The organism is Bacteroides caecigallinarum (genome assembly GCF_021530995.1).
GTDB lineage: Bacteria > Bacteroidota > Bacteroidia > Bacteroidales > Bacteroidaceae > Phocaeicola > Phocaeicola faecigallinarum.
This window is the reverse complement of sequence record NZ_JADYTF010000004.1, coordinates 1-14986: the sequence shown is the minus strand read 5'-3', so window position 1 is coordinate 14986 and position 14986 is coordinate 1. Positions and strand designations below refer to the sequence as shown.

Below are 14986 nucleotides of genomic sequence, written 5' to 3'. Positions count from 1 at the left end.
ATGCTTTTTGTATTCACCGGTCAATAATTTCAGTTATCCGAATTACTGGTACTGTATGGATGAATAACTTCATCTATATACATTTCGAATATTAAAGCAGAATATGCTCTGAGCACTTCACTTCTATTTTCATCATCATATCCCATCTGATATGGAACATAAACAGTAGCCTTGTCAGACATGTCAGGCTTCATGTGCATCAAAGCTGTGGTCCAACCTACAACATAATTCTTCGAGATATCATACTTGGTAAAGTTATCATTAACTTCCTTATCGAAAGTGCCATAATAGTTACCGTCGAAACGGGTTCCGTCCATTATGAATCCCTGAAATGCCAAAGACACAGTATCTGTAAAGTTTATCAACGGCTCTTTTCCTGTAAAAATATCTTCCTCCTTGGCATACTTTACATACACATAATCATAGTTCTGATATCTGTAGGAATTATTGATATCATCAAACTTTATCTTGTAGTTTTCATACTTACGCCAGATTTCGCCCGAAGGAGGGTTATCAGCAACGTCTGCTATTGAATCAATAAAATGCTCATTTCTTTCCTTCCAGTTAGCATATGGATCTACCACCTCTGTATCCTTGGCACAAGAGGAAAATCCAATTGTAAATGCAGAAAGAATGATAACAAGCCAAAATATTCTATTATTCATAAGCATAAATTATTGTATAGCTTTCAGCAAGCTAGTAATACTTACTTTGTCAGCGATGATATTGTTAAGTTCTGAAATAGCCACACGTTCCTGCTGCATTGTATCGCGGTTACGCAATGTCACGCAGTTATCTTCCAAAGTTTGATGGTCGATAGTGATACAGTATGGAGTACCGATTGCATCCTGACGGCGGTAACGCTTACCGATACTGTCTTTCTCGTCGTACTGGCAGTTGAAGTGGAACTTAAGGTCGTTCATGATTTCGCGTGCCTTCTCCGGCAGACCGTCTTTCTTAACAAGCGGCATGATGGCAAGTTTCACTGGAGCCAATGCTGCAGGCAACTTGAGAACCACACGAGTTTCACCGTTTTCAAGTTTTTCTTCGCAGTATGAAGCACTCATGATGCTGAGGAACATACGGTCAACACCGATTGATGTTTCGATAACGTACGGAGTGTAGCTTTCATTGATTTCAGGATCGAAGTATTTGATACTCTTGCCTGAATATTTTTCATGCTGGCTCAAGTCGAAGTTAGTACGGCTGTGGATACCTTCAACTTCCTTGAAACCGAAAGGCATCAGGAATTCGATGTCCGTAGCAGCATTAGCATAGTGAGCCAGTTTTTCATGGTCATGATAACGATAGTGATCATCACCGAATCCAAGAGCCTTATGCCATTTCAAACGAGTTTCTTTCCATTTCTTGAACCATTCAAGTTCTGTTCCCGGTTTTACGAAGAACTGCATTTCCATCTGTTCGAACTCACGCATACGGAAGATGAACTGACGTGCAACGATTTCGTTACGGAAAGCCTTACCTATCTGTGCGATACCGAAAGGTATTTTCATACGGCCTGTCTTCTGTACATTCAGATAGTTTACGAAGATACCCTGAGCAGTTTCAGGACGAAGATATACCTTCATTGCTCCATCGGCAGTAGAACCCATTTCAGTAGTAAACATAAGGTTGAACTGACGAACTTCAGTCCAGTTCTTTGTACCAGAGATAGGACATACTATTTCTTCATCAAGGATAATCTGGCGCAGTTCATTCAAATCGTTAGCATTCATAGCCTTTGCATAACGGTCATGCAAAACGTCAAGCTTAGCCTGATGTTCAAGAACACGAGGATTAGTGCTGCGGAACTGAGCTTCATCGAAAGCATCACCGAATTTCTTTGCAGCCTTGGCTACTTCCTTGTTTATCTTTTCTTCGTATTTTGCAATCTGTTCTTCAATCAAAACGTCTGCACGGTAACGCTTCTTTGAATCACGGTTATCGATCAACGGGTCATTGAAAGCATCAACGTGTCCTGAAGCCTTCCAGATTGTAGGATGCATAAAGATAGCAGAGTCTATACCTACAATATTTTCGTGCAGAAGCACCATGCTCTGCCACCAATACTGCTTGATATTGTTTTTCAGTTCCACACCCATCTGGCCGTAATCATACACAGCTCCCAGACCATCATATATATCACTTGAAGGGAATACAAAACCATACTCTTTACAGTGAGAAACCAATTTCTTGAAAACGTCTTCCTGTGCCATTGTTCTAACTTATTTTATATTTTTCTAATTGTTTTAATTACTATTGGGCACAAAGATACGCAAATATGAAGAAAAATGAACTAATAGTATATTAATTTATCTTATGAATATGGACGAAATGGCTCATTAATAGGAAGAAAAACAAAAAAAACATCTATTTTTGTAAGATAATTCACAATAAACAAGCACAATCTTGCCGCAAAAAAAAACAGTTTTATGAAAGCAACAGCACAAGACAAACATAAGATGATGACCACAGCGCCTATTCCGGGACTGATAACCTCACTGGCTATACCAACCATAATAAGTATGCTGGTTACATCATTCTATGTAATGGCTGATACATATTTCGTAGGACAAATCAATACGCAGTCGACGGCAGCTGTAGGAATATCATTCTCGGTAATGGCGATAATACAGGCCTTCGGTTTCTTCTTCGGACATGGTTCCGGCAATTACATTTCGCGAAAACTTGGCGCAAAGGACTATGACAATGCTGAAAAGATGGCATCAACAGGATTCTTCTACGCATTCACATTCGGACTGCTGATAGCCATTATAGGAAATATCTTTCTTACTCCGATATGTCTGATGCTCGGTTCCACAGAAACCATACTGCCATACGCGGAAAACTATCTGGGAATAATTCTGCTGGGAGCGCCTTTCATGGCCTCATCGCTGGTACTCAACAATCAGATGCGCTTTCAGGGAAATGCCGTTTACGCTATGATTGGCATAATAATAGGTGCAGTAATCAATATCGGACTTGACCCACTGCTGATATTCGTATTCGACATGGGTGTTTCCGGAGCCGCACTTTCCACCGTAATTAGTCAGATATGCAGTTTCATGGTTCTGATGTACATGGACAGCAAAGGAACAAACATCAAGATAAAGTTCAGGAATTTCACTCCATCATTCAATTATCTGAAAGAAATAACATTCGGTGGAATCCCGTCGCTAAGCCGCCAGGGACTGGTAAGCCTCTCCACCATCATGCTGAACGTAGCAGCAGGGAACTATGGAGATGCCGCAATAGCAGGAATGTCAATCGTGACACGAATATGTATGTTTATAAACTCGTTTGTAATAGGATTCGGCCAGGGGTTCCAACCTGTTTGCGGATTCAATTATGGTGCAGGTCTCTACAGGCGTGTACGCGAAGGTTTCTACTTTTGTGTCAAGACAGGTGTAATATTCCTTGCCGTATGTTCGGTAATAGGGTATATATTTGCCCCTGAAATAGTGGCATGGTTCCGCAAAGACGACCCTATGGTAATAGAGATTGGAGCCAGAGCACTTCGCTGGCAACTTATAACCCTACCCATCGGCACATGGGTAATACTCTGCAACATGATGCTTCAGACAATAAGAGTGCCTGGAAGAGCTCTCATCCTTTCGTCGGCCCGCCAAGGACTTTTCTTCATACCTCTTATAATAATTCTTCCGAGAATACTAGGTTTGCAAGGAGTAGAGATGTGTCAGGCAGTATCGGATTTCTGTTCTTTTCTGCTGGCATTCCCTCTGACAGTACCGGTACTAAAAAAATTAAGAAAAGACAATACGTCCCTCCGCTATTGACGTTTTTGACAGAGGAGTCACAGATGTCCACAGAGCCAAGTCACTGATATTTATCGGATATATTTCTTTCCCTTTTATATCTTCCGCCAAGTATTTCAGCATTATATAATCCATTCCCTTGTGATGTTCATCTATGATTACAGCATCTTTCCCCCATTTCTTCCATGCTTCATGTTCGAATCTGTCGATATATACGGCGTCGTCTTCCCACGTCTCGTATGGAGATACGTTTTCAATATATATTTTTCTGAACTCCCCTCTCCATATACCTTTGCTTCCCTGAACTTCTATATCCAGGCTTCTCGGTCTGGGCAATGTTGTATCGTGGGTTAATGTAACAAGAGTTCCTTTTTCGGTGAGCATCTGTGTCACTATCACGTCTCCCATAGTTATTTTCTGACCTGCATTTCCTCCGCAACGATTTATATATTCGGATATGCCATGCGATGCAGAAGCAAACGAGACCAGCTCTGTGATTTTATCAGTCCGGCCAATTCCTGAAAACAGACATATTGGTGCCAATCCATGCGTAGGATATATATCCGCATTATCCTTTAGATAAAATCTGCCTCTCCATATTCCTTCCGTACCGGGATTTCTGCCTATTTCCCCATCCTCATTTAAAAGTATTTTCCTCAGGTCGTGTCTGTATCCACCTTTCACGGCAACAATTTTCCCCAACACTCCGGAGTTTATCAGGTTGAGCATTGACATGTGTTCTCTCATGAACACAGTATTTTCCAATGGATAAATGTTTCTTCCTTTCTCAATGGCAGCCTCCAGTAAAGGTTTATATTCATCTATATACAAACCTCCTTTTATTTCCAAAGCAACATGACAGCCATTCAAAACCGCAAACACAGCCTGTTCTACATGGTACTCCCATGGAGAGGCTATAATAACAAGGTCGGGGGAACATTGCAATATCATATTCCTGTAATCATCTTTTCCATTCGAAAAAGAGTTGTATTTCATACTTATGTCTTCATCAACGCATGGATCAAAGACTGATACGATATCAAAATCATCTATAGAAGATAAAAGAGTCAACAGTCTTTTTCCTCTATAGCCCAGACCTATAATACAGGTTTTAATGGCTGCCATATTATTACTTAATTATAATTCATCTTGATGGAACAAGAGTAAATCCCCACTTATATTCCTGATTTGCCGGAATAAGATACTGCTTGTCAGGAATAGCTCCCCAACTGTCGTATCCGCCTACACCCATCTGCTTCATATCCACACACACTTCTACAAAATCGCGTGGCTTGATGTCACTGATGTGAGTCTGTCTTGGCTTGATATTTTTTGCTGTAGAAACGTCATGTTTCAGTTCTTCTGCATCACGGTTGTTCCACTGATAGTCGCAGTATGTCGCTTCCTCACCATCGAAATCTTCAATAGAGTTACGCAATGTATTGAAGCCTATAGTCTTGTCGGCATAAATTGTAAGACCTTTTCCGCCTTTCTTACCCACAGTCAGCCATCGTGTATCTGTGTGATGCCCGTTTTCCTGAGGACGTACATATGGGAAATACATATCATCGGCAGTGCTCTTATAGAGTCCGACAAGTGTACCGTTGTTACGGTCACTATAGTTTTCTTCAGGTCCGCGTCCGAAATATGTCACATAATTCATATTAGCCGGCATACGGAAACGGACACCGATGCGAGGAACAACAAGTTTAGAACTTTCCTTGCGGATAGCATCATTTCCCGGAGTGAAAGTAGCCATGAGAGTAGCTTCAGACAATTCGGTCTTTGTTGCCTCCATATCCGTAGAAGTAAAGGTATAGTCGGCTTTTACTACTCCTGAAGGATGTATACGATAAGTCGCAATATAAAGATTTCCTGCAGCCAGAAGATATGTGGCTTTCAGCACCGCATCTTTTCCGTCCATTTCTACAGAAGCATCTACCACGTTAAAGTTCTTGCTTGACTGCTTCCATATCTGCAGACGCTTAGGCATCTGACTTCCGTAATCGTTATCGTTAGGCGCACGCCAGAAATTAGGCTGTATACCGAAACCTTCGCTGAAATACTCTGTCCCGCCAACCTTATAGGAAGTAACAAGTCCGCTTTTCTTGTCGAACTTGAAATTAACCTTTGAAGAAGATACACTTAGGATATTGCCTTCAGTACTGCACTTAAGTGCCGGACCGGAAACGGCAAATTCACGTTCAAGAGGTTCTATAGGCAAACGGAACTGGTCGTGTGCGAGTTCGAATCCTGCAGGTACCAGTGTTTCAGGCTCAACAGTAGTGACTCTGAACTCAACAAAATACTCAGTACCGGCTTTCTGTTTAAGGCCGCTTACGTTTACCTTCAATTCCTTACTTGCCTGCGGTTCAATATCCATTGATATCTTGTTACGACGAATCACTTTGTCATTCTCCTTAACAAGATATGTAATCATATACTTCTTCAGATTTGTGAAATAATAACGGTTGGTTACATTGAATATACCGTTTTCTCCATCCTTCATCTCGAATCCTACATACTGATGGGCATATTTCACCTCACTCATGGCAGGATGAGGAGTACGGTCTGGACTGACAATACCATTGCAACAGAAGTTACCGTCGCTCGGCATATTTGTTCCGAAGTCGCCTCCATACGCCCAGAAGAAACCGCCATCTTCAGTCTCAACCTTCAAACCCTGGTCAACCCAATCCCAGATATAACCACCCTGAAGATTAGGATACTTATATATAGCCTTCCACTGGTCCCAAAGACTACCCGTAGAGTTACCCATGGCATGAGCATATTCAGAAGGAGCAACAGGACGGTCGCTACCTCTCTTACCAATAGACTCCAGCCATGAAGCGCTAGGATATTGAGGTACATACATGTCCGAGTTCCATTCCCACTGGGCACGTTCATAGTTCACGGGACGATTCATAATATCCTTGTCAGCTTCTTTAACCCACAGATAAGTCTGATAGAAATTATAACCGTTACCGGCCTCATTACCGAGCGACCAGAATGTGAGTGAAGGATAATTCTTGTTACGTTCAAACATATTGATGGTACGATACAAATGCGGTTTCAGCCACTCAGGATTATTTCCCAGTGTACCACCTTTTCTAAGGTCGTAATACATACCATGACTCTCAATATTCGCTTCATCGTAAACATAAAGACCATACTCGTCGCACAATTCATAGAAACGTCTGTCCTGAGGATAATGACACAGACGTACTGTGTTCAGGTTATGTTGTCGCATCAGCTCAAAATCTTTTCGCATAAGTTCCTCATTTACGTAATGCCCTGTTTCAGGATTATGCTCATGTATGTTTACACCGCGCAGCTTGATAGGCTGACCATTGACCAACAGCACTGTATAGTTCTTTCCATTGGCGGATTTCTGGTCTATTTCCTTTATCTCAATCCTTCGGAAACCGACATTAAATGGTACCACTTCAGTTACCTTTCCGTTCTCCTTTACAGTCATAAACATTTTATAAAGGTTCGGAGCTTCAGACGACCATGTCTTTACCTGTGGGATTTCCTTATTAAAGACCACTGTATTCTCTTTCTTTGAGTCAACTGATACACTCTTATTCTCCTGAGCTATAACACTACCCTGCTTATCAACAAGCTCGTAGCTGACTTCCAGATTTGCAGTCGCACTGCGATTGTTCTTTAAATCGATAGCCAGACGGAAGATACCGTTCTTATACGAATCGTCAAGAGTGGAAGTCACACGGAAATCATTTACCGAAGCCTTAGGCTGAGAGTAAATAAATACATCTCTTTCAATACCGCTCATGCGCCAGAAGTCCTGACACTCCAGATATGAGCCTGTACTCCAACGGAAAATTTTCAGTGTCAGTACATTCTGTCCGTCTTCAAGATAGTCATTGATAAGATACTCCGCCGGATTTTTGGAATCCTCATTATATCCCACTTCCCTACCATTGATATATACATAACAACCCGATTTTGCTCCGGCAATATGAAGATAAATATCCCTATCTTTCCAATCAGAGGGCACTTCCAGGTTTCTGCGATATACACCTACCGGAATATCATCCGGAAGCGTTGGAGGTTGAGGATTTCTTGGCTGGAACTCATAGCCGTGATTAGTATATATAGCCACTCCAAAGCCCTGCATTTCCCAGTTCCCGGGAACATTAATATCGTTCCAACCGGATACGTCTGTATTCTTATCGGTAATATCGGCAGGAAGATTACGATGAGAGTCTGTATAATAGAATTTCCACACTCCATTAAGTAACTTATAATAAGGACTTGACTCATATTTGCCGGTCATAGCCTGAGTCTTATCCGCATAAGTCATAAATGCAGAACGAGGCTCCTCACGGTTTACGCATACAGTCTGAATATCCTGCCAGTAAGGCAACGTCACAGACTGATAATCTTTCGAAAAAACATTAAATGAATTGCTACACAATAATAGCGAAATAAGAAGAAGATTTTTTTTCATATAAAACTTTCTGCTAACAATTTTCTATTTTATTACATCCCATACCAGATAGGCGGACACCAGCCAATGGTTCAGTTCATCTTTATTCACAGGCTGTGCTTCAGGTATGCTGACAGTAAAAGTATGCTTCCCAAGTTGTAAATCCGGCAGTTCAACCACCTCCGGTAACACATCCGACCCAGGACACCAATTGGAACGTGACAAGTCTGAAGAAGCCAATGGTTCCTCCACTTCCTTTACCTTGTAACCTTCCTCGCTTATATAAGCCGCCAGACGTTTGATAAGCCATACACCTGTAGCAGGATTAAAACGGCGGAAAGAAGCACAATCGTCTCTCCAAGGAATAAAACTATAAACCTCTTTTCCGTCCACAGAAAGGATATTACGTTTCTGTACAAATTCATCACCTCCGGAATGGCCTCCATGCCCAGTTACTATGTATTTCAAACGAACATTCTTAGCATTCTTTGGAAGAACAAAATCTGTAGAAACAGACTTACGGGCAAAAATATCCGGATAAGACTGACCTATATAATATACAGTATTCATCAACGGTTCCACATGGCGGCGTACAAGCTTTTCACATGCAACTGGGGTTTCCTTAATTTTCAAATCCATACTGGCCACGTAGCCTTCTTTTGTCCAAGTGTCAATAAAGATACCTACATACACCTCACCTTTAAGTGCGGAATATAAATCAGTGATATCCTGTTCCCATTGCACACATTTCTCCCATTTTGGAATATAGACAGGTCTACGTCTGCTGGATAAAGAATCATCGTCTTCACTGTAATACCCCACCCCGAAAGGAGTCATAAAACGCATCAGTTCTATCGTAGGCAAATAATCCTTTCCGGGTACTATTCCAATCATATTTTCTAATTTCAGGCTATCAATCTCAGGAAATTTTTTCTTTCCCTGTGCGATACTCAACAGATTCACAGCCGAATTTTTGGGAAGCACAAAACAAGAGCCGGACTTATCCCAACGGTCTCCATTGGAAGCTACTGTAATCTTCAGACTGACCGTCACATCACGCTGGTAATCAGGCACCTGAATCTTCTTCAATATAATACGGCCGTTCACCAAATGGATTACACCATCAGCCCCGGCTTCAGAATACCCTGCATACGTATCCGGAACGAAACGTATATTCTCCTTATCAAACACCGTCAAGTTAAAATCTCCTTTTGCTGGAAATTCCTTATGTCCTGTAGCAAATACATTCAACGCCACGAACAAGGAAACAAACATACTGATTATCTTCATACACTCAATTTATTATTTTGCTACTTCAAAACCTCTTTTATCCAAATAAACTTTAAACTTATAGAGATACTCTTCATCCGGACCATCAAAGAATGAAACACCTGAGGCTCCATTATTGAAAGCCTCATCCAATGCTTCCTCGAAGGTATCTTTAATATCAGGGAACATCAGACCGGCATAAATTTTTGCCCTACCATTGATAGTCTGCACACTTTCTTTCACTGAACGTCCAATCCACTCTGGACCTTCATAATAGAATCCATTGTAAATCATTGGGAAATAAGCATCGAGCGACCACTCTCCCCAATCCTGACGTACCATCTTGCGAGCCATAGAAGGACCTGGGAATACTGCTGCTGAAATACGTTTTCCATCTGCCTTGATGGTTTGCGTAATCTTATCTACCACACGTGTAATAGCATCAAGACGGAAATTAATCCACGATTGATCTTCCATAGGATATTTCAATTCCAACGGGTCTTTTCCAGTCTTTTCCTTGAACATCTTACGGCAAACATCACAATAACAATAATCATATTCCGGTAATTCAGACGTCTGCTCAATTCCGTAGTTTTTCCACAAACTTACAGGAAGCACCACATCTGGGAAACGCACATAATCAAGATGTACCCCATCTACATAAGGCAGATTTGCCTCTTTCAGGTAATCAGCAGCCAGATATTCAGCCACACCTTCATGATTAGGACATAAAAAGCGGTAATAGTCCACATAAGCAGGCTTATCATAACCTGACTCACCTTTACGGTTCACGGCAAACCATTCAGGATGAGTATCACGAACCTCTCTTCTGTTCATTGTCCACTTCCAGTAATGCGCTTCCAGACCCGCCTCCTTACACATCCTGTAAGTATCCTCATCATAACCTTCAAACATCACTCCGCTGATGCCACATTCCTTCATAAGGGCAAAGTATTTCTTATAATATTCATCACCCTTTTCCTTGTTAATACGCATCCATACCCAATTCTTTACCTGACGAGGAGTAATTGCCTCACGAGTAAAACGCCCATTATGATCTACCACATAACGTACTTTCTCTTCTGGCACACTTACCGACATACAGAATGTACGCTGAGTAGCCTCAACCAATATTTCAGAACCAGCAGGCAAGTCTTTCAGTTCCGCCTCGGTCAGGAAGAAGTTCTCTTTCGCACGGATGTAGTTTTTCTCTTTTGCATAATTATCCAATTGCGCATAGAACATGGCCCAAAGTAACTTGTAAGCGGCCATATTGTATGGATACTTAAATGTGTCGGTACCTTCGCCAACCACCTTATCAGAAAGATACAGGAATCCCCATCTGTCAGGCATGTGCATATCAATCCGTCCTGTAGGCATCCACACCCAATTTTCTTCACGCTGTCCGGGCTTCAACCACTGCACACGCGAGAAGTTTATACGCCAGTAGTTTCCTACCTGAGCCGGATTGGAGAAATTCACAGTCAATGCCTTATGAGGAATTGCCATCTCCACACTCCACTGCTTGTCCTTGTCTTTCGACTTATTCAGAGTTCCTTCACGATGAATAGCCAACTGAAGCCCCGGGCAATCCCACTGAATCATAAAATTACCTCCTGAACGGTAAGGTTTATCCAGCATAAGGTCAAAAATAACTCCCTTTGCATTGGTTTCTATCTCAAAATAATTCTGTCCGTCACCATCCGGATCCAGAAATACCTCAAAGTCATTGTCATAATAGATAATCGTGTCTCTCTGATTAAGCTTTGCCTTGATGTCATCTTCCTGTAAGATAGCTCCTACATAAAGATAATTATCATCCCATAACATCTTAGCAGAAGTATCATAACAAGGTTTGGCAAATCCTTCCCCACTTATATCTACAAAAGAAGACGTAAATTGCGTTTTTTGCCAATCCGTTTCATTCAATTTTCCATCTATCTTGATTTTTCCATCCACACGATAGCACACATAACCTTCAGGAAGTGTAAGCATACGCTCATACTTCTCATATAATCCCTGCCCCCATAACTGTCCTGCCATTGCAAGTGCAAACAAACTGCCTATTAATTGTTTCTTCATAATCGTTTCTTTAAATTAGTTACTCTCAATTACCTGTCCAGCTCCACGATACAATTTTATCGGTCCGTCCAATAATACGGCTACTACCGTAATTTGTGAATCAAGCACATGATCTGGAACATCAATATATAGATTACCGGGCACCTCACTCCAATAGTTCTTATTATATACCTTATAAGATAGCATGGCGCCATTACCTACCACCCATACACGGTTGACTTTATTCATCAGGCCTTTTACTTCAATAGGTCCGTTAGGTTTGTAAGGCAAGTACAGATACAAGATATCACCACCTTTATTCAAAGTTGTATATCCCTGGAAATGTTCTGTCGGAATACCCGCACGAGTATCATAAACAGCCTCCTTGTGTTTTTGGGTCCAACGTCCAAACTCTTTCAGGATAGCCACCTGCTCTTCAGGAATTGTGCCATCCTCTTTAGGTCCGATATCCAGCAACAGATTTCCTCCCATACTAAGACAATCCACAAAAGTACGCAATAATATATAAGGTGACTTATAGTTGGTATCAGTATGCTGATAACCCCAGGAATCATTCATTGTCATACACAATTCCCAATATTTATCTTCAGGACGTACAATAGGCACTCCCTGTTCGGGTGTTGCATAATCACCATATCCCTGAATACGAGAGTTGATAATTACGTTCTTATTGTCAGAGCGCAGCAAATCCACAATACCTTTAGAGTCCCATGCCTCAGCAGTCTGTTCCCAGTCACCATCGAACCAATACAGGTCAGGTTTCCAGGTTTTATTCAACTCTGTCAATTGTGCCTTATTAAAATCTACGAAACGTTTCCAACGTTGAGGATCATTCTTATAACGCACCTCAGTGCGTGTCATATTCGGATAATCGGGATGCGACCAGTCCAACAATGAGTAATAGAATCCCAATTTCAATCCTTGCTTACGGACTTCGTCAACAAAAGGACTTATTAAATCTCTTTTAGCCGGCGTACATTTAACAGTACTAAGTTCACCCGCTTTTGTATCCCACAAAGCCATTCCATCATGATGTTTCGTCGTAATAACAGTATAGCGAGCTCCACTTTCTTTAATCAAATCCACCCAAGCCTTAGGATCATAATTAGAGGCTGTAAACCCATCTTTTTGACTAATGTACTCCTCATATGGCAGGTATTTATTGAAGAAAGACCAGCTTTCGGAAACCCCCTTCACTGAATAAATACCCCAATGAATGAAAATACCCAACTTGGCATTTGAGAACCACTCCATTCTTTTTTCTTTCATAGCATCCTGCTGTGATTTTTCCGGTGTCTGACTCATAACAGGTACAGACGCACAACAATAAGCTATACACAAAGCTACGATTTGTTTGTTAAGCATATTGATTATTAAATATTAAAAAGTAAAACAATTCACTCTGAAAAGCCGCATAGGAATACATGATATCCAAACAGCTCACACATAAGGTTAAACAAGTATTTTATCTTAACATCAAAAAATATTCTATTGACTGCAAATTTAATAAAATCTTTTATAATTCAATTACAATATAGAAAATATTCTACAAATCCATTTAGAAAAGTTTGACATTGCTCACGCAAGGGGACAAAAAAAGCAGCTACGAAATTCGTAACTGCCTAAATATTCTTTATGGAACAGCCAAGGCTTGAACCTGGAACCTCCAAATTATAAATCTGTTATTCTTTTATAAACAGAATCCCTATTAATTACACAATAAAACTGTTACTTCATTTTTTAGTTTTGGCAAGTGGTTTATAACCATGCTCCAAAGTATATCGACAGATAAGCTGTCATATCCATGAATGATATAATTCCTTGCATCAACAATTTTACGTGAGTTTGTAATAGATATGCTTCTATCAATCTTTAAGATTCTATTCATAGCTTCTCCTATAATCTCTATATTACGCTCAATGGCACGTCTTAAGCAGAGATTACTATAAAAATCATCAAACTGCTTAGGTTTATCACCGAAGAAACTTTCTATTTCTTCAATGGCAGTAAGAATATCTTGCAAATGCTTCTTAATCAAATCATCCATATATCAATGCTTTAGTTGCGTCTACATTCTTTTTCAGATATGGATTTTTTATAGTTTGTTCTTCCAACAAGTCCACTTTCCTACCAAACAATTCTTCCAACGAATATTTAAAATCAAAGTAATTGTCGAAATAATCACTAACCTCTGCTTTGTTAAAAGAGACAACTAAGTCCACATCACTATTTTCATTGAAGCGGTCAGTAAGTATAGAACCAAACACAAACAGTTTGCTCACCTTGTACCTTTTGCACAAAGCCACAATATTCTGTATATTGTTCTCTATCAGCTCCATATATCAACTTCCTTATAACGCAAAGATAGCAAATTATGCCATAACTATGTTATTTATAAGATTTTTTTACGCAAGGACAGAAAAAAGCAGTCACGAAATTCGTAACTGCTTTTTTCTTAGTGGACCAGCCAGGGCTTGAACCTGGGACCTCCAGATTATGAGTCTGTTGCTCTAACCAACTGAGCTACAAGTCCGATAATCGCTTTATTTTCGATTGCGATGCAAAGGTAGTGTTTATTTTTTATTCTGCAAACTTTTCATGAAAAAAAATCATTTTTGTAGAGTCAAGTGGCAAGTGCAAAATTAGCAAATACTTTTATAAAACTCGATTTTGGGGGTTGAAAACCCTAGTTTTTTACGCGGTCTATCATTAATTTGATATTGTACTTTGTTCAGTTCCGCTTGAGACACCTGTCTGAAATCTGTACCTTTAGGGAAATATTCCCGAAGTATTTTATTCATATTCTCAATTGCCCCTTTTTGTCCCGAACAATATGGATCTGCAAAATACACAGTACAATCCAGAGCTTTACATATAGCCTTGTGATTACGAAATTCAATTCCATTATCTGTTGTGATAGTATACACATGTTTTTTGAAGGGGAGCAGAAGTCTTACTACGGCTTTCTCTACATCCTCAGGTTTCTTGGATGGAAGTTTTGTTTGTAGAAACATATTCTTACTTCGTTCAATTATTGTAAGAACTGCACTTTTTTGCTCTGCTCCAATAACTAAATCCATCTCCCAGTCTCCAAATCTTTTTCCATTGGCTTCTGCCGGTCTTTCATGGATGGATACCCTATCAGGAATCATGCTTTTTCCTGCTGTCTTATATGGCTTAGGCTGGTGACGCCTGTATTTCATATGGTGATGACAATATTTTGAAAGCTCAGGCTTTCTTCTGATTTCCTGATAGATACGTTCCTTAGATATGCGTTTCCCCTCTTTTTTCAGATGTCCTGAAATTTGTTCCGGAGACCATCCTTTCCCTTTTAGTAACTTTATGGCAAGCTCCAGCACCCCAGGTTTTATTGCTGTGTTGCGTACTATTCGCTCCCTCTTTTCAC

At 40.5% G+C, this 14986-nt stretch carries 11 protein-coding genes and 1 tRNA gene; 1 reads left to right on the top strand and 11 read right to left on the bottom strand.

Going from position 1 to position 14986, the window contains the following annotated elements; translation table 11 throughout:
• Positions 1-29 precede the first annotated feature (29 nt).
• Positions 30-665, bottom strand: coding sequence for an FKBP-type peptidyl-prolyl cis-trans isomerase (locus I6E24_RS01255; protein ID WP_235325607.1), 636 nt, complete (start codon positions 663-665; stop codon positions 30-32).
• Positions 666-674: 9 nt separating this feature from the next.
• Positions 675-2216, bottom strand: coding sequence for a glycine--tRNA ligase (locus tag I6E24_RS01250; protein ID WP_235325605.1), 1542 nt, complete (start codon positions 2214-2216; stop codon positions 675-677).
• 216 nt (positions 2217-2432) lie between these two features.
• Between I6E24_RS01250 and I6E24_RS01245 the strand changes: the two genes are divergently transcribed.
• Positions 2433-3797 carry an MATE family efflux transporter gene (locus I6E24_RS01245; RefSeq protein WP_235325603.1) on the top strand — a complete coding sequence of 455 codons (1365 nt, stop codon included), beginning with the start codon at positions 2433-2435 and terminating at the stop codon, positions 3795-3797.
• Here I6E24_RS01245 and I6E24_RS01240 read toward each other — a convergent pair.
• The 9 genes from I6E24_RS01240 to I6E24_RS01200 form a co-directional block, all read right to left on the bottom strand.
• Entirely contained in the window at positions 3765-4901 is a 1137-nt protein-coding gene (locus tag I6E24_RS01240; protein WP_235325601.1) for a Gfo/Idh/MocA family protein, read from the bottom strand. The genes I6E24_RS01245 and I6E24_RS01240 overlap by 33 nt on opposite strands.
• Positions 4902-4920: 19 nt before the next feature.
• A complete protein-coding gene (locus tag I6E24_RS01235) occupies positions 4921-8250 on the bottom strand; it encodes a glycoside hydrolase family 2 TIM barrel-domain containing protein (RefSeq protein ID WP_235325599.1) in 3330 nt (1109 codons plus the stop codon).
• A 24-nt stretch (positions 8251-8274) separates the two neighbouring features.
• Positions 8275-9519, bottom strand: coding sequence for a PNGase F N-terminal domain-containing protein (locus I6E24_RS01230; protein WP_235325597.1), 1245 nt, complete (start codon positions 9517-9519; stop codon positions 8275-8277).
• 12 nt (positions 9520-9531) lie between these two features.
• Positions 9532-11580, bottom strand: a complete 2049-nt coding sequence (locus I6E24_RS01225) for a sugar-binding protein (protein WP_235325595.1) — start codon at positions 11578-11580, stop codon at positions 9532-9534.
• Between the two features lie 15 nt (positions 11581-11595).
• Positions 11596-12885 (bottom strand): alpha-L-fucosidase, encoded by a 1290-nt coding sequence (locus tag I6E24_RS01220; protein WP_235325676.1) that lies wholly within the window; start codon positions 12883-12885, stop codon positions 11596-11598.
• Between the two features lie 403 nt (positions 12886-13288).
• Positions 13289-13627 carry a HepT-like ribonuclease domain-containing protein gene (locus tag I6E24_RS01215; RefSeq protein ID WP_235325593.1) on the bottom strand — a complete coding sequence of 113 codons (339 nt, stop codon included), beginning with the start codon at positions 13625-13627 and terminating at the stop codon, positions 13289-13291.
• Positions 13620-13919 carry a nucleotidyltransferase family protein gene (locus I6E24_RS01210; RefSeq protein ID WP_235325591.1) on the bottom strand — a complete coding sequence of 100 codons (300 nt, stop codon included), beginning with the start codon at positions 13917-13919 and terminating at the stop codon, positions 13620-13622. The genes I6E24_RS01215 and I6E24_RS01210 overlap by 8 nt, the downstream gene beginning before the upstream one ends.
• A gap of 120 nt (positions 13920-14039) precedes the next feature.
• Positions 14040-14113 (bottom strand) — tRNA-Ile (locus I6E24_RS01205).
• Between the two features lie 109 nt (positions 14114-14222).
• Positions 14223-14986 (bottom strand): IS30 family transposase (locus tag I6E24_RS01200; protein WP_235325589.1); only part of this gene is annotated, 764 nt, incomplete at its 5' end.